Below are 16,137 nucleotides of genomic sequence, written 5' to 3' on the forward strand. Positions count from 1 at the left end.
CGAACATAAAGGGAGAACAGATATGGACACCCAACTCTTGATCGGATCGCGCTTCGAAGCCGGGACCGAGGTCGAGGAGCACATCCTGAATCCAAGGACGGGCGCCAAGATCATCGATGTCGCGGAGGCTTCCCATGCGCAACTCGATGTCGCCGTCGATGCGGCCGAGCGCGCCTTCGTCGCGTGGTCGCAGACGACGCCCGCCGAGCGCTCGAACTATCTCCTGAAGATCGCCGACACGATCGAGAAGAACGCCGACGGCTTCGCCGCGCTGGAAGCGCTGAACTGCGGCAAGCCGATCAATGCGGTGAAGAACGACGAACTGCCGGCGATCATCGACTGCTGGCGCTTCTTCGCCGGCGCGGTGCGCAACCTGCACGCCCCGACGGCGGGTGAATATCTGCCGGGGCATACCTCGATGATTCGCCGCGATCCGATCGGCATCGTCGGCTCGATCGCGCCCTGGAACTACCCGCTGATGATGATGGCCTGGAAGCTCGCGCCCGCGATCGGCGGCGGCAACACGGTGGTCTTCAAGCCTTCGGAACAGACGCCGCTGACGGCGCTGAAGCTCGCGCGGCTGCTCGCGGAGATCCTGCCCGAAGGCGTCGTCAACGTCGTTACCGGCCGCGGAGAAACCGTCGGCAATACGCTCATCAACCATCCGAAGATCGCCATGGTCTCGATCACCGGCGATATCGCGACCGGCAAAAAGGTGCTCGCCGCCGCCGCCAAGACGGTGAAGCGCACCCATCTCGAGCTTGGCGGGAAGGCGCCGGTCATCGTCTATGACGACGCAGATCTGGAAGCGGTGGTGAACGGCATCCGTACCTTCGGCTACTACAATGCCGGCCAGGATTGCACCGCCGCCTGCCGCATCTATGCCGACGCCGGCATCTACGAGAAGCTCGTTGCCGACCTGACGTCCGCCGTCTCGACGATCCGCTACAACCTCGATGACGACACCGAAAACGAGATCGGCCCGCTGATCTCCAAGCGGCAGCGGGACCGTGTCGCAAGCTTCGTCGAACGGGCGGCGGACCAGAAGCACATCGAGATCACAACCGGTGGCGCTCCGGGCAGCAAGGACGGCTTCTTCTTCAAGCCGACTGTCGTCGCCGGCGCCACGCAAGCAGACGAGATCGTGCGCCGCGAAGTGTTCGGGCCGGTGGTCTCCGTCACCCGCTTCATCGGCAGCGATGATGCCGTCGCCTGGGCGAACGACAGCGACTACGGCCTCGCGTCCTCCGTTTGGACGAAGGACATCACCAAGGCGATGCGGGCGGCGTCCCGCCTGCAATACGGCTGTACCTGGATCAACACGCATTTCATGCTGACCAACGAGATGCCACATGGCGGCGTCAAGCAATCCGGCTACGGCAAGGACATGTCGGTCTATGCGCTCGAGGACTACACGGCCGTTCGCCACATCATGATCAATCATGGCTAATGGGAGGATGCCATCATGTATCGCCGTCAACTACTCGCCGCCGCCGGCGCGCTAGGCCTGAGCACCCTTCTCTCTTCAACGCCGGCCTTCGCGGCTGATGATGCTCCGACTGTGGTTGCGGCCTATCTTGCCGCGTGGAACGCCCATGACTCGAGCAAGGCCGCGTCCTACTTCGCCGAGGATGTCACCTATTACGATGCTTCCGTCGGCAAGCCCGTGAACGGCAAGGATGCCGCCAAAATTGGCGTCATCGACAATTTCCTGAATGCCGTTCCCGACGCCGTCTGGACCATGAAGGGCGACCCGATCGCCGCCAGCGACAAGGTGTCGTTCGAGTGGGAATTCTCGGGCACCAATTCGGGCGCCTGGGCCGACGGCACCGCCGCCACCAACAAGACGTTCAAGATTACCGGAGCCTCGGTCTTTACCGTCAAGGACGGCAAGATTTCCACGCAGAGCGACTATTACGACGCGCTCGGCTTCTACAAGCAGCTCGGGTTGATCTAGCCGCCCGCCGGCGCGGTTAGCGCCCGCCCCGACTTCAAGTCGCATCGGCAAAACAAACCCTCCGGTCGATCCCACGTCGACCGGAGGGTTTGTTTATGCGCTTCCATGATGGACTGCGAACATAAACGCGCGGCACGCCGGGCGGAGCAATTGTTGCAAATTTCCCACAAATCCTAAAACATGAGTCTTAGACTCATGAAAAGCCACTTGCATCGACATAAATCATGAGTGAATAGCTCATCTTATAGAATTTCGCTTACCGATCAGAAAGTTGCATCGCATGCCCGCCACCAGAACCCTCTTGCTGCCGCTTGTCCGCGCCACCCTTGCCGGCACCTCCGCCCTCGCTCTCGTGGCAGCCGCCCATGCGCAGGAAGCACAGCAGGAGGACACGACGTCCAGCGGAGATTCGACCGCGCTCGAAACGCTGGTCGTCAACGGCGGAAGCGGCGGCGTCATCACCGCCGATGGTTACGTCGGCATCAGCAGCGCAACTGGAGCCAAGGTCGACACGCCCTTTCTTGAAACGCCGCAGTCGATCTCATCGGTAACGGAACAGCAGTTGAGGGATCGCAACCCGCAGACGCTGCTCGAGACGCTGGCTTATACGCCGGGCACCTGGGTGAACGCCTACGGCTTCGATCCCCGTTTCGACTCCTTCTACGTTCGTGGCTTCGACGTCACTTATACCGGCGTTTTCCGTGACAATCTCCGCCAGCCCGCCGCAGGTTCCTCGCTCTTCAAGAATGAGCCATATGGGCTTGAGGGCGTTTCGATTCTGCGCGGCCCGTCTTCGGCACTCTATGGCGCGACCGGTGCCGGAGGTCTTTACAACCTCATTACCAAACGAGCTACAGAAGAGGCGGTGCGTGAGGTGCAGATTCAAGTGGGAACCCATGATCGCTATCAAGGGCAGTTCGACTTTTCCGGCCCGGTTAATGAAACAGATCCGGTTTACTATCGCCTCACTGGACTTCTACGCGATTCAAACACCGAACAGATCAGCGTGCCGGACGATCGCGCCTACATAGCACCCGCTTTCACCTGGAAGCCGGACGAAGATACGAAGCTGACCATCCTCGGCGAATATACCCGCACCAAGACCGGTGGTACGGCCGCCAATTACAACGATTTCTACTACGGGGGCTTCGGCTCCGTCACCGACATCTTCCTCGGCGATCCGGCCTTCAACGATTCGATCCAGAACCAAGGTCGTATCGGTTACGAGTTCGAGCACAGTGTTAACGAAGCACTAACCTTCCGCCAAAACCTTCGTCTTTCTACGCTGCATATCGATGCGCAATACGTCTACGGATACGGCCCGTTCATCGTCGATCCACTCGATCCGGACAACCCCTACGACGATGTTCTCGATCCGACTCGAATCGGTCGCATGGCCGGCGTTTTCGATGAACGCCTCACGTCGATGGTCGTTGACAACCAGTTGGAATCGAACTTCGCGACCGGCATATTCGACCACACACTGCTTGCAGGAATCGACGTGGCGAAACTCCGCTACAAGGCACTCGGTGGCGAAGCCGAGATCACGCCCATTGTCCTGGCAGACCCGAACTTTGGGGCACCGATCGCAACGCCTGCTTTCACTTCCAACGACAAGCAGGACCAATGGCAGCTCGGCACATATCTGCAGGATCAGATTCGCTACGAAGCCTGGACGCTGACGGTCGGTGGCCGATATGACTGGGTTTGGACCGACAGCAGCATGACGGACCTGACCACGGATACCACAACGGACGTCTCGCAGAATGACAAGGCATTCTCCGGCCGCATCGGCCTAACCTACGAGACCGATTTCGGTCTCGCCCCCTACGCTAGCTACTCGACCGCTTTCTCTCCCAACGTCGGCATCAACGGGGAGACGAACCAACCGTTCAAACCGACAGAAAGCACGCAACAAGAAATCGGCGTCAAGTACCTCCTGTCCGACTACAATGTGCTGCTGACTGCGGCGCTCTTCAACATCGACCAGGAGAATGGTGTCTTCTGGGAAGTCATCGGCACTAAGAACAGGCAGGTCCAGCGTGGTAAGCTTCGTTCGCGCGGCCTTGAGTTGGAAGCCACCACGAGCCTCGACAATGGTCTGTCGCTGACCGCGGCCTATAGCTACACCAATGTGAAAATCCTAGAAGGCGCCGCCGGAACCGTCGGGAATCATGTTTCCAGCACACCCTTTCATCTCGCCTCGATCTGGGCGGACTACACGATGCCCGAGGACAGCGTCGCCGAGGGTCTCGGCTTCGGCTTTGGCGCCCGTTACATCGGCTCAAGTTATGGCGACGACTACAACACACTTAAGAACGATGCACGCGTGCTCTTCGATGCCTCCGTCCATTACGACTTCGCGGCGATCGACAAGAAGTATGAGGGGCTGCAATTGCAAGTGAACGCGACCAACCTCTTCGACCGCCGCGACATCACCTGCACATCGAACTATTGCTACCGCGACCAGGGCCGCACTGTTATCGGCTCGCTGCGTTACAACTGGTAGTGTCATGGCAGCAAGCGGGCATGAAAGCATTGCGGAAGCCGGCGGGGCAAAGCTCCTGTCGGGGGCGTTTGCCGGCCCGCATGCCTGGTGTAACGAGAAGATGATGCTGGCGGAAGACCTTTCCGACGGCATCCCGCTCGCCACGTTCTTCGCCTCGGGCGCCTTCGAACGGGCGCTTTCGACCTATGCCGAGACGTCGAATGGCAGCGACCGGCGTGCTGTCGCCTCCATGTGGTCGCTCTATTATTTCTCCTGTCTCACAATCCCTTATGTCGTCGCCCGGGTGCTCGACCACCAAGCGCTGCCCGTCGCGTTCGACGCGATGACCGTGGCGCTGTCGGCCGACGGTCTCCCCCGCGCCTTCGGCGTCGCCACACCCGGCGACTGGCGGGAGGACGGCGAGAAAGAAATCTTCTCCGTCCTCGCTCCGTTGATGGAAGAACATCTCGCCAAAGTCGTCGGTCACCTGAAGGCTGTCGGCGGAATTTCACCCAAGCTCGCCTGGAACAATGCCGCAGTCTATATCGACTATGCGCTTCGAACGGCCGGAACCGAACCCTTGGGCGATCAAGCGGATGCCATAGTCGGCTGTCGCCTGATGCCGAACGGCGCGCCCAACCCCTTCTTCGATTGCCTGCGCCACGAAGAAGAGGATGGCGCGCCCGTCTGCCGACGCAAGATCTGCTGCCTCAGATACCTTCTCCCCGGCATCCCGAGTTGCGGCAGTCTTTGCGCCCTTCCCAGCCAAAGGAAACAATAATTGTCTCGTCCTAACGTCGGTCTTATGACCATCATCCGGGTCATCGCGCTTCTGTCGATGACACTCTTCTACTTCGCCGCGCGGGCGGAAACCCAATGGCCGATAAGCATCACCGATGCGGTTGGCCGGCAAGTGACAATACCGGCCCCACCCAAGGCGGTTCTGCTCGGCAGCGGTTTCAACCTCGTCGCCGTTTCGCTCATCCATCCGGATCCCGTAAGCCTCCTCGCCGGCTGGTCGGGTGACATGAAGAACGACAATCCGGAAATCTACGAAAGCTTCGTCCGCAAGTTCCCGAGGCTCGCAGAGGTGCCGTTGATCGATGACGGCAGCGGAGCGGGCCTGTCCTTCGAGGCGCTCCTGACGCTGAAGGCCGACCTCGCGATCCTTGCCAACTGGCAGGCCGATACGGAACCGGGCAAGCGTGCGATCGACTATCTCGAAAGCGTCGGCGTGCCGGTGGTCGTGGTCGACTTCAACGGCGATCCCTTGAAGAACACCGCCGCCAACATGCGCCTGCTCGGCAAGATCTTCGGGCGGGAGAAGCAGGCCGAAGATTTCGCCCGCTTCTATGAAGAGCGCCTCGCCCGCATCCGCGAACGGGTTGCGAAGCATCCCGAGCCCGGACCGACCGTGCTTGTGGAAGCGTTCCCCGGCGCAGCCGCCTGTTGCTGGGCTTACGGTGTCGGCGGGCTCGGAGAGTTCGTCAGCATCACAGGCAGCCGCAATATCGTCGAAGGAAGGTTGCCGCGCCCCGGCGGCATGGTCAACGCCGAGGCGATCATGGCCAAAAATCCCGAGGTCTACATCGCGACCTCTTCGCCGGGCGGAAAATACAGCGGCTTCTCCATCGGGCCCGGCGTGAAGGCGGAAGATGCAGAGCGGACCCTGGCGGAAGCGGTCGGAACGCCGGTGATGACGAGCATCGCGGCGGTACGCAACGGACGCGTCTATGGGCTCTGGAATTTCTTCAATGCCGTGCCGCTGAACATCCTCGCGGCGGAAGCCTTCGCCTCCTGGCTGCGCCCAGACCTTTTTCCGGATGTCGATCCAGCGGCGAGCCTTGCCGAAATCAACACGCGCTTCGCCGCGGTTCCTTTCGAGGGCAGTTACTGGATCAGTCTGAAGCGCGGGAAATAGTGCATCGGCGTCCAGAAATGAGCGTGAACGCTGGGGCAGCTAGCACCTTGATTCTTATTCGGTTCACTTCCTCCGGGCACACGCGCATCTGCCAATTGCCAGTCGCGCTCGACCCCATATAAGGTGCCGCGAGGAGGCGCTTCATGCTGTGGTTGATTGTCCTGCTGGTCGCGGTGGCGATCGTCTATCTTGCGGCCCGGTACAGCCGTTTTCGCAGCCAGGCGGAGCTGATCCTGTCAGTTGCCGTCGCGCTCGGCCTGATCGTCGCCTTCGTGATCTGGCTGAGCGACCGTGGCAGCCAACAACCGCCCACGCCTGAGCCAACCCGCCCTGCCGGGCTAACGACCGAGGACGTTGCGCTCGAAGGCGTGACCTTCGAGCGCAACCAGTCCGAGCGGAGCTACCGCGTCCGCGGCACCGTTCACAACAGATCCGCCGCGGCTCTCGAATATTTCCGGCTGACCGTCACGCTCGAAGACTGCCCCGGCGGTGCCTGCGAACAGATCGGCGACGACACGGCGCTCATCCTCGTTCGCGTTCCGGGCGGCCAAAGCCGCCCGTTCGAGACGTTCCTCACCTTTCCGTTCCGCGACGGAGAACCGCCGACCACGCCGAAATGGACCTACGAGGTGAGCCAGGTGAGAGGCGCGGCGACGCGTTAGAACAATTCCATAAAAGTGCGTAGCGATTTCGGTCTGGAATTTGCGAAGTTCAAAGAGCGAGGGAGCGCGAGCCTCAGGCGGCGACCCGCGCCCACCAATCCTCGCAATCACGCCGCCTCGGCGCCGCGGAGCGCCGCAAGGACTTCACCCGTCGTCACGACCGAAGCGAATTCCGCCCTCAGCGTCGCGACGTGCGCGCGATGGACATCCCGCGCGGGAACCACGCCGCTTGCGCCGTCCGCCAGATCGAAACAATCGCAGGCATCCTCCACAAGGATCACTCGGTATCCGATATTTGCGCCCACCCGCACCGATGTCGAAACGCACATGTCCGTCGAGATGCCGAAGAGCACGACGGTCTCGGCGCCGAGACGCCGGAGCCGCAAGTCCAGGTCGGTGCCGATGAAGGCGGCGTTCACGCTCTTGGTGACCAACGGCTCGTCGACTTGCGGCTCGAAACCGGGACGGAAAGCGTTACCCGGCCGGTCCGGACGCAACGTCGATCCTTCCTCGACACTATCGTGCCGCACATGGATGATCGGCCGCTTCGCGGCGCGCCACGCGGCGAGAAGCGTAAGGCCGTTCTCATCGACGCGGTCGTTCCAGCGCGGCGGCCATGGCGCCGCGTCAAAAGCCTGCTGCATGTCGATCGGTATCAGGATGGCATCGTCGGGCAATTTCAAGCTGTTCATGGATATGGCTCCTTCGTTGTTCCTGAACGGTAACTGCCCTATCGTCCGGTTTCACTGAGCATGATGTTGCCTGGTCCGGACATTCGTCCGGCAGCACCGGCAGGGGACGATGATTTGACCGAACTCGATGAAAAGGACCGGCTGTTGATCGCCGCATTGCGCAAGGATTCGCGCCAGAGTCTTGTGGCGCTCGCCCGCCATGCCGGCCTCTCCCGCAGCGCCACGCATGAGCGGCTGCGGCGTCTCGAGGCGAAGGGTGTGGTTGCCGGCTACACGATCCGCCTCGGTCAGGAGGACAAATCGCCGGTCGTGCGTGCGCTTGTCGCCGTCGCCTTCCAGCCCGGCAAGAATTGCGACCACGTGGTGCCGCATCTTTCCGGCATGCCGCATGTCGTCAGTTGTTGGTCGCTTGCAGGCGCAACGGACCTGATGTTGCTCGTCGAATGCGATTCCAACGGCGACCTAGACACGATCCGACGGCAGATCGCCACGATTCCGGGTGTCGCCACTGTTCAGACGCATGTGACGCTCAGGACGCACTTCGACCGCCGAAGCTGACAGCGCGAGCGATTCCGCCTTAAGCGGGAAAGCGGAACCGCCCTTCTATTGTCGTCAGCAATAGATCCTGAATTTATCGCGGATCGCCCGGTCGATCTCGGGTGCGATCACCGAAGGTGCGGCCTCCGCGAGAATGCGGTTCTTCCTCTCGATCGCGCGCGCGACGAGGTCCGGACGGCCGATCTCCACCCATTCCTTCGGGCTCGTGCGATCGGCGACGGCCGGATAGATGTATTCCGTCTGCATCAGCCCGAGCGTCTGCGGGTGGCCGAGATAGTGGCCGGGCCCGTCGAGGCAGACAGAGCGCATGGTTTCGAGCGAAATCGAATCCTCGGTCACGTCGATGCCGCGGATGCAGCGTTGAACCTGGCCAAGCATGTCGTCGCCGAGCACCAGCGATTCCAGGCAGAAGCCGAGAAGCGACGCGTGCATGCCGACCGCCTCGTAGACCATGTTGAGGCCGGAAAGCCCTGCCATCACGTTGGAGATCGCCTGCTCCCAGCCGGCCTGCATGTCCGGCAGCTTGGCGTCCGCGATGCCGGCGGCAGCCCCGCCCGGCAGACGATAGAACTGATGCATCTGCGCGCAGCCGGCCGTCAGCAGCGCCTGCTCGCCCGAGCCGCCGGACATCGCCCCGGTCCTCAAGTCAGAGACGAAGGGCCAGGTGCCAAAGACCGCCGGGTGGCCGGGGGACATGGCGTTGACATAGACGACGCCCGCCAGACATTCGGCGACCGCCTGCACGATCGCCGTCGCAAGTGGCGCCGGCGCGGTTGCGCCCGCCTGCCCGGCGGAAAGCAGGAGGATCGGCATGCCGCCACGGATGCATTTCTCCATGGTCACGCAGCTTTCCTCGGCGAACTTCATCGGCGGTACGACGAAGCAGTTGGAATTGGAGACGAACGGCCGCGCCCGCCATTTCTCCTCTCCATCGGCGATCATGTGGATCAGATCGAAGCAGCCCTCGACATGCGACGGATCGGAAAAGCTGGTGCCGACATGTTTGGTCGTTCCGGCGCAACAGGCATAGAGCGTGTTGATGTCCATGAGGAAATTGTCGGGAATGTCGCGGCAGACCATGGCCCGCTGGAAGAAGTGGACGTTGTCGAGATGGTGCACGAGTTGCGCCGCGTTCAAGAGGTCCTTCGCGGTTGACTCTCGGTACTCCCGCTTCTCGACATCGACAACGTGAACCGCCGCGCCGGCGGTGCCGTAATAGACGCGGGTACCGCTAAGCTCGAGGTCCTGCTTCGGATCACGGGCGTAGAGTGTGATGTCCCGTGCCGCAACGGCCAGCATGTCCTCGACCAGCGCGCGTGGAAACCGGATGCGTCCGTCGTCTCCTAGGATGGCGCCGGCACCGGTCATGATCTCGATGCCTGATTTCGGCGCATTGGCAAGGCCGATCTCTTCCAGCGCATCGAGCGCGGCTTCATGGATTCGTCGGACATTCGTTTCGCTCAGCGGCTTGTACTGCCCACCAGGGAGACCGGGCCGAACCGGCCGGATGTTTTCCGCGAGCGGTGCGGAGCGAAGCGCCACGCGCGCTGCCCGTCCGCCTGCCCGTCTCGAAACCGCAACTGCGCATTCCTCAGCCATCATTCGATCTCCCAATGGCGCCTGTCGCCGTCCAAAGCGTGTCGCTTCAATTGGAGCCGTGCGACGTGCTTAAAGACTTGTTTTCATGTATGTCGTCGGCCCGAAATCGCTGGACACTTTCGGGGCGACATTGCCTGGCTCTTTGCCCCTCACCCTAGCCCTCTCCCCGCACGCGGGGAGAGGGGACGAGCCGACGCTGCGTGTTCCTTCTCCCGAGGGCGAGGTTCGGCTCGCGGCCGCGGCATATCCCTTCTCCCCGTCAAAGCGGGGAGAAGGTGCCGGCAGGCGGATGAGGGGCAATCGTTTTTCGCGTTTACGCCCGCACCCGGTCCGCCTTCGGGTCGTACATCGGCTTCAATGAAGCCTCGGCCTTGACCCGCGTTCCGGCAATCTCGATCTCGTAATTCGACGCCAGCACATCCGCGACGCTCTCCCCTTGGCAGGGCACATAACCAAGGCCGATCGCGCCGCCGAGGTGATGACCGTAATTGCCGGACGTAATCGTGCCGACGATCTCGCCGTCGCGGACGATCGCTTCGTTGTGGAAGAGCAGCGGCTCCGGATCGGAGAGCCGGAATTGCACCAGCCTGCGGGAAAGCCCCTTGTCGCGCTTGGCAAGCACAGCCTCGCGGCCAATGAAATCGCCCTTCTCGGGCTTCACCGCAAAGCCGAGCCCCGCTTCTAGCACATGATCCTCATCGGTGATGTCGTGCCCAAAATGGCGGAACGCCTTCTCGATCCGGCAGCTGTCGAGCGTATGAAGGCCACAGAGCTTGAGCCCAACATCGCCGCCCGCGGCCTCGAGCGTCTCAAACACATGCGCCGCCTGATCGGTGGAGACATAAAGCTCCCAGCCGAGCTCACCGACATAGGTGACGCGGTGGGCACGAGCGAGGCCCATGCCGATTTCGATTTCGCGCGCCGTTCCGAACGGATGCGCCTGATTGGAAAAGTCGTTGGGACTGACCTTCTGCATCAGTTCGCGTGCCTTCGGGCCCATCACGCAAAGCACGCTTTCGGCAGCGGTGACATCGGTGATCACCACGAATTCGTCACGGACATGCTTGCGCAGCCAGGCGAGATCGCGTTGCAGCGTCGCGCCGGGCACCACCAGGAAGAAGGCGCTTTCCGAAAGACGCGTAACCGTCAGGTCGCTCTCGATGCCGCCGCGCGCATTCAGCATCTGCGTGTAGACGATCCGGCCAGGCTCGACATTCATCTCGTTGGCACAGAGCCGCTGCAGGAACAAGAGTGCGTCTCGCCCTTCGACCCGGATCTTGCCGAAGGATGTCATGTCAAAAAGACCGACGCCGCCGCGAACGGCAAGATGCTCCGCACGCTGGTTTTCGAACCAGTTCTCGCGCTTCCAGGAGTAGCGGTATTCGCGCTCCTGTCCATCCCGTGCGAACCAGTTGGCGCGCTCCCAGCCCGCCACCTCACCGAAAACGGCGCCGCGGGCCTTCAGATGTTCATGAAGGGGTGAACGGCGGACGCCGCGCGCAGTCGCCATCTGGCGATAGGGGAAATGGTCGGCATAGAGCAGCCCTAGCGTTTCAGACACGCGCTCCTTGAGATATCTCCGGTTTCTCTGGAACGGCTGCGCGCGACGGATATCGACCTCCCAGAGATCGAAGGGTGGCTCGCCGTCGTTCATCCATTGTGCCAGCGCCATGCCGGCACCGCCGGACGAGACGATGCCGATCGAATTGTAGCCGGCGGCAACCCAGTAGCCCTTCGCCTCCGGCGCCTCGCCGAGATAGTAGCGGTCATCGGGCGTAAAGCTCTCCGGCCCGTTGAAGAAGGTGTGAATGCCCGCCGTTTCCAGCATCGGCATGCGGTTGACCGCCATTTCGAGGATCGGCGCGAAATGATCGAAGTCCTCCGGCAACTGGTCGAAGCAGAAGTCCTCGCGGATGCCCTCCATGCCCCAGGGCTTGGCTTTGAGTTCGAAGGCGCCGACGAGCATCTTGCCGGCATCTTCCTTGTAATAGGTGCACTCGTCCGGCACGCGCAGCACCGGCAGACGGGCGAGGCCGGGGATTGCCTCGGTGACGATATAGAAATGCTCGCAGGCATGGAGCGGCACGGTGACCCCTACTTGCCGGGCAAGCTCTCTGCCCCACATGCCGGCGCAGTTGACGACGTTCTCGGTCTCGATCGTGAAGCTCTCGCCGTCCTGCTCGCAGGTGACCCCGGTAACGCGGCCATTCTTCTTCAGCACCGACGTGACCTTCACGCCTTCGATGATGGTCGCACCGTTCTGGCGGGCGCCCTTGGCAAGCGCCATGGCGATATTGGCCGGATCGCACTGGCCGTCGAGCGGCAGATGCACGGCCGCCTTCACGTCCGAGGTGTTGAGATGGGGATAGAGCTCCTTGACCTCGCTCGGCGTGATCTCGCGAACGTCCACATTGAACGCACGGGCGAGAGATGCCTGGCGGTAGATCTCTTCCTTGCGCTCTTCCGTCAGCGCCACGGTGATCGACCCGTTCTGGCGCATGCCGGTGGCGATGCCGGTCTCGGCTTCGAGCTTGACGTAGAGGTCGGCCGAATATTTCGCGAGCCGGGTCATGTTCTGCGAGGCGCGAAGCTGGCCGATCAAACCGGCCGCATGCCAGGTCGTGCCGGAGGTCAGCTGCTTGCGCTCGAGCAGCACCACGTCCGTCCAGCCGAGTTTCGACAGATGGTAGGCGACCGAGCAACCGGAGACGCCGCCGCCGATGATGACAGCACGGGCTTTTGCAGGAATGGGCTTCGTCATGCTCTCAGTCTTTCATTCGAGGGATCCCAGAGCGGCTGGTCCGGCTGAACCACCGCCTTGAAACGGTCACCGAAAATCTCGACCTCGATTTCCTGGCCGGGTATGGCGAGATCCGCACGCAACATGCCGAGCGCGATCGACTTGCCGACACGATAGCCCCAGTTTCCGGAGGTCGTCTCGCCGACGACCTCGCCGCCCGACCATAGCGTCGACATGTAAGGCGCGTCACAGTCACCCGCCTCGACCGTTAGAGTGACGAAGCGCTTACTGACACCCTGCTGCTTCTCGCGCTCCAGCGCCGCCTTGCCCTTGAAGCTCGGCTTCGACCAGTCGACGAAGCGTTCGAGCCCGCCCTGCAAAATCGTGTAGTCGGTCGAGAGATCGCCCTTCCAGGCGCGATAGCCCTTTTCGATGCGCAGACTGTCGAGCGCCTCCATGCCGAAGGGCTTGAGACCGTGCTTCTGGCCAGCCGCCCAAACCACGTCGAAGATCGCCGCCGTGTCACCCACCTTCGTGTGGATTTCCCAGCCGAGCTCGCCGGCGAAGGAGACCCGAACGAGCTGGCAATACCGTCCGGCGATATGCGCCGTCTGATGCGTGAGCCAGCCTTTCGAAAGGTCGGCGTCGGACACTTCAGCAAGGATGTCGCGCGACTTCGGTCCGGTGAGGATCTGGCAGGAGAAATTCGCTGTCACATCGTCGAGGATGAAGGCGGCGCCGGCCGGGCGGTGTTTCTGCAGCCACTCGAAGTCATGCCATTGCGCCGTTGCTGCGGTGATCAGAAAGAAGAAATCCTCCTCGATCGCCATCACCGACATTTCCGTGACGATGCGGCCCTTGTCGTCGGCGAAATAGGCCAGGCCGATGCGGCCGGGCTTCGGCACGCGGCCGGTGATGAGGCCGGAGAGCCATTCACGCGCGCCCTCGCCCTTCAGCCGGAAGCGCGAGAAGCCCGGCAGGTCGAGGATACCGGCCGCATCGCGGACCGCCAGGCACTCCGCTTCGATGCGTTTTGCCCACGGCCCTTCGCGGTCCCAGGTCTGCGTCGCTTCCTCGGAAGTGTCGTCGCCGGGCTTTGCATACCACATAGCGCGCTCCCAGCCGTTATAGGGCTTGAACTGGGCGCCCAGCGCGGCGATCCGGTCGTGGATCGGCGACAGCTTCTTGTCGCGGCCTGCCGGCCAGTAATGTTTCGGAAAATGCATCGCATATTCGTGGCCGTAGATTTCCATGCCTTTCGCGATGCAATAGTCCTGGTCGGTATAGTCGGTGTAGCGCCGCGGATCGCAGGACCACATGTCCCATTCCGTCTGGCCTTCGGTCACCCATTCTGCGAGCACCTTGCCTGCCCCACCCGCCTGGCAAATGCCGAAGGTGAAGACGCAGGCCTCGAAGGCGTTGGGTACGCCGGGCATCGGCCCGATCAGCGGATTGCCGTCCGGCGCGTAGGGGATCGGCCCGTTGATGACGCGCGAAAGGCCCGCCGTGCCGAGGATCGGCACCCGCTCCACCGCATCGTTCAGATACCATTCCAATCTTTCCAGATCGTCCGGAAAGAGCTGGAAGGAGAAATCCTCCGGCATCGGATCGTCGGGTGTTACCCAGTGTGCGCGGCAATTCTTCTCGTAAGGCCCGAGGTTCATGCCGTATTTCTCCTGCCGGAGATAATAGGAGGAGTCGACATCGCGGAGCAGCGGCAGCTTGTGCCCTGCCTCCTTCGACCAGGCGGCAAGCTCGGGGATTTCATCGAACAGAATATATTGATGGCTCATCACCATCATCGGCACGTCGCGTCCGAACAGCTTGCCGACCTCGCGGGCATAATAGCCGGCGGCGTTGACGACGTATTCGCAGCGAATCTCGCCTTGCTGCGTGGAGATCACCCACTCATCGTTTTCGCGCCGTGCCCCGGTGACGGGACAGAAGCGGATAATCTTCGCACCTAGGTCGCGCGCGCCCTTGGCGAGCGCCTGGGTAAGCTGCGCCGGGTCGATATCACCGTCATGGGGATCATAGAGCGCGCCGGTCAGCTCGTGGGTTTCGAGGAAGGGATAGCGGCTGCGCATCTCGTCGGGCGTCAGGATGTCGAGATCCATGCCCTGGTAGCGCCCCATGCCGACGACGCGCTTGAACTCCTGCAGCCGTTCCTTCGAATGACCGAGGCGGATCGACCCGGTGACGTGATAGTTCATCGGATAGCCGACCAGCGTCCCCAGCTCGCGGTAGAGCGCGGCGGAATAGCGCTGCATGTTCATGATCGACCAGGACGACGAGAAGGTCGGCACATTGCCGGCCGCATGCCAGGTCGAGCCCGCAGTCAACTCGTTCTTTTCCAGAAGCACGCAGTCGGTCCAGCCGGCCTTGGCAAGATGATAGAGCGAGGAGGCGCCAACGGCTCCCCCGCCGATGATCACGACGCGCGCGTGAGACGGCAAATTCGACATGCGTAGTTCCCTCTTTTGAGGGGATATTTGACGAGGAAAATAAGGCCATCAAGCAGCGGAACGAGGTATTATTGATCGAAGATTTCGATTAGGATCGGCTCGTTCTAAAGGCGGCGTGTCGCAAAGATGCAAGTTGAACTGATTGAGACATTTCTGGACCTGATGGAAACGCGAAGCTTCAACCGCACGGCCGAGCGGCTGAACATCACGCAGTCGACCGTTTCCCATCGCGTGAAGGCGCTGGAGGCGCAGTTCAACCGCAAGCTCTTCACCCGCAGCAAGGGCGGCACGGTACCGACTGCTTCGGGCCTGCGCTTTCTCGACTACGCGAAAGCACTTCAAAATCAATGGCATGAAGCAACGCGCGCGGTCGCCAATGCCGGCGCTTTCGAACGTTCGATGCGGCTGGGGATCCAGCACGATCTCGCCGAGACCCTTGCCGGAGACTGGCTGGCCGCCATCCGCCGCGAGCTGCCGCAGACCGAAATTTACATGGAGGCGGATTATTCCAACCAGATGAACCGCGATCTCGCGGCCGGAGAGCTTGACCTGGCGATCCTCTATACGCCCCACTACCTGCCCGATCTTCACTATGAACGGATCGGCGAACTGCATTACATACTCGTCAGCACACAAGCCCGCGACATAGCCGGCGTGAAGCCCGAGACCTATATCCGCTCCAGCTATTCGCCGGCTTTCGACCGCGCCCACCGCCTCGCCTTGCCGCATCTTTCCGCCGCGCCGCTTGCCGCCGGGCAGAATATGGCGATCACCGGGCTGCTTCGCGCCCTCGGCGGTGCCGCCTATGTAACGAAGGCCACCGCCGTGCGCCTCTCCGAAGACGGCGCCGCCGCAACGGTCGCCGACGCGCCGGTCATCCCACAGGCCATCTACGCGGCGACCAGCCTCCGCACCCGCCATGCGCATCAGCACCGCAAGATCATCGGGGCAATGGAGGGGCTGCTGTTTGGTTTTTAGCGCATCGGCCAAACAAAGACTGTTGTGGAAATTGCCCCTCACCCTAACCCTCTCCCCGCACGCGGAGAGAGGGAACC

12 protein-coding genes are annotated in these 16,137 nt (G+C 62.0%); 8 read left to right on the forward strand and 4 right to left on the reverse strand.

The annotated features are described in order from the left end of the window. Positions 1-22: 22 nt before the first annotated feature. The 6 genes from QA637_RS11350 to QA637_RS11375 all read left to right on the forward strand — a co-directional run bounded on the left by QA637_RS11350 (position 23) and on the right by QA637_RS11375 (position 7,028). Positions 23-1,450 (forward strand): gamma-aminobutyraldehyde dehydrogenase, encoded by a 1,428-nt coding sequence (locus QA637_RS11350; protein ID WP_283061474.1) that lies wholly within the window; start codon positions 23-25, stop codon positions 1,448-1,450. 15 nt (positions 1,451-1,465) lie between these two features. After that, entirely contained in the window at positions 1,466-1,957 is a 492-nt protein-coding gene (locus tag QA637_RS11355) for an ester cyclase (protein WP_283061476.1), read from the forward strand. 280 nt (positions 1,958-2,237) lie between these two features. Further along, the gene (locus tag QA637_RS11360) at positions 2,238-4,466 is read left to right on the forward strand and encodes a TonB-dependent siderophore receptor (protein WP_153440771.1); all 2,229 of its coding nucleotides are present in this window, start codon (positions 2,238-2,240) and stop codon (positions 4,464-4,466) included. A 4-nt stretch (positions 4,467-4,470) separates the two neighbouring features. Beyond that, entirely contained in the window at positions 4,471-5,226 is a 756-nt protein-coding gene (gene fhuF / locus QA637_RS11365; RefSeq protein WP_153440772.1) for a siderophore-iron reductase FhuF, read from the forward strand. A gap of 24 nt (positions 5,227-5,250) precedes the next feature. Continuing rightward, positions 5,251-6,366 carry an ABC transporter substrate-binding protein gene (locus QA637_RS11370; RefSeq protein ID WP_153440796.1) on the forward strand — a complete coding sequence of 372 codons (1,116 nt, stop codon included), beginning with the start codon at positions 5,251-5,253 and terminating at the stop codon, positions 6,364-6,366. 143 nt (positions 6,367-6,509) lie between these two features. Next, positions 6,510-7,028, forward strand: a complete 519-nt coding sequence (locus QA637_RS11375) for a hypothetical protein (RefSeq protein WP_153440773.1) — start codon at positions 6,510-6,512, stop codon at positions 7,026-7,028. A 107-nt stretch (positions 7,029-7,135) separates the two neighbouring features. On the opposite strand, the gene QA637_RS11380 is transcribed toward QA637_RS11375, so the two are convergent. Beyond that, positions 7,136-7,720, reverse strand: coding sequence for a cysteine hydrolase family protein (locus QA637_RS11380; protein WP_153440774.1), 585 nt, complete (start codon positions 7,718-7,720; stop codon positions 7,136-7,138). A gap of 114 nt (positions 7,721-7,834) precedes the next feature. Here QA637_RS11380 and QA637_RS11385 point away from each other — a divergent pair, with 114 nt between their 5' ends. Beyond that, positions 7,835-8,278, forward strand: a complete 444-nt coding sequence (locus QA637_RS11385; RefSeq protein ID WP_234886967.1) for an Lrp/AsnC family transcriptional regulator — start codon at positions 7,835-7,837, stop codon at positions 8,276-8,278. A gap of 54 nt (positions 8,279-8,332) precedes the next feature. Here QA637_RS11385 and QA637_RS11390 read toward each other — a convergent pair whose 3' ends face one another. From QA637_RS11390 to QA637_RS11400, 3 genes are all read right to left on the reverse strand, one after another. Then, entirely contained in the window at positions 8,333-9,877 is a 1,545-nt protein-coding gene (locus QA637_RS11390) for a trimethylamine methyltransferase family protein (RefSeq protein ID WP_283064952.1), read from the reverse strand. 313 nt (positions 9,878-10,190) lie between these two features. Continuing rightward, positions 10,191-12,638, reverse strand: a complete 2,448-nt coding sequence (locus tag QA637_RS11395) for a GcvT family protein (protein ID WP_153440776.1) — start codon at positions 12,636-12,638, stop codon at positions 10,191-10,193. Beyond that, positions 12,635-15,082 (reverse strand): GcvT family protein, encoded by a 2,448-nt coding sequence (locus tag QA637_RS11400; RefSeq protein WP_153440777.1) that lies wholly within the window; start codon positions 15,080-15,082, stop codon positions 12,635-12,637. The genes QA637_RS11395 and QA637_RS11400 overlap by 4 nt, the downstream gene beginning before the upstream one ends. 126 nt (positions 15,083-15,208) lie before the next feature. On the opposite strand from QA637_RS11400, the gene QA637_RS11405 reads away from it, so the two are divergent. Then, positions 15,209-16,060: a LysR family transcriptional regulator gene (locus QA637_RS11405; RefSeq protein ID WP_153440778.1), complete on the forward strand. Its 852-nt coding sequence runs from the start codon at positions 15,209-15,211 to the stop codon at positions 16,058-16,060. Positions 16,061-16,137 lie beyond the last annotated feature (77 nt).

The organism is Sinorhizobium terangae, assembly GCF_029714365.1.
In the GTDB taxonomy this organism is placed as follows: domain Bacteria; phylum Pseudomonadota; class Alphaproteobacteria; order Rhizobiales; family Rhizobiaceae; genus Sinorhizobium; species Sinorhizobium terangae.

What these genes read in the sequence shown, in the direction of transcription:
- QA637_RS11350 (WP_283061474.1), top strand. Translation starts at nt 23, where the DNA reads ATGGACACCCAACTCTTGATCGGATCGCGCTTCGAAGCCGGGACCGAG.
- QA637_RS11355 (WP_283061476.1), top strand. Translation starts at nt 1,466, where the DNA reads ATGTATCGCCGTCAACTACTCGCCGCCGCCGGCGCGCTAGGCCTGAGC.
- QA637_RS11360 (WP_153440771.1), top strand. Translation starts at nt 2,238, where the DNA reads ATGCCCGCCACCAGAACCCTCTTGCTGCCGCTTGTCCGCGCCACCCTT.
- fhuF (WP_153440772.1), top strand. Translation starts at nt 4,471, where the DNA reads ATGGCAGCAAGCGGGCATGAAAGCATTGCGGAAGCCGGCGGGGCAAAG.
- QA637_RS11370 (WP_153440796.1), top strand. Translation starts at nt 5,251, where the DNA reads ATGACCATCATCCGGGTCATCGCGCTTCTGTCGATGACACTCTTCTAC.
- QA637_RS11375 (WP_153440773.1), top strand. Translation starts at nt 6,510, where the DNA reads ATGCTGTGGTTGATTGTCCTGCTGGTCGCGGTGGCGATCGTCTATCTT.
- QA637_RS11380 (WP_153440774.1), bottom strand. Translation starts at nt 7,720, where the DNA reads ATGAACAGCTTGAAATTGCCCGACGATGCCATCCTGATACCGATCGAC.
- QA637_RS11390 (WP_283064952.1), bottom strand. Translation starts at nt 9,877, where the DNA reads ATGGCTGAGGAATGCGCAGTTGCGGTTTCGAGACGGGCAGGCGGACGG.
- QA637_RS11395 (WP_153440776.1), bottom strand. Translation starts at nt 12,638, where the DNA reads ATGACGAAGCCCATTCCTGCAAAAGCCCGTGCTGTCATCATCGGCGGC.
- QA637_RS11400 (WP_153440777.1), bottom strand. Translation starts at nt 15,082, where the DNA reads ATGTCGAATTTGCCGTCTCACGCGCGCGTCGTGATCATCGGCGGGGGA.
- QA637_RS11405 (WP_153440778.1), top strand. Translation starts at nt 15,209, where the DNA reads ATGCAAGTTGAACTGATTGAGACATTTCTGGACCTGATGGAAACGCGA.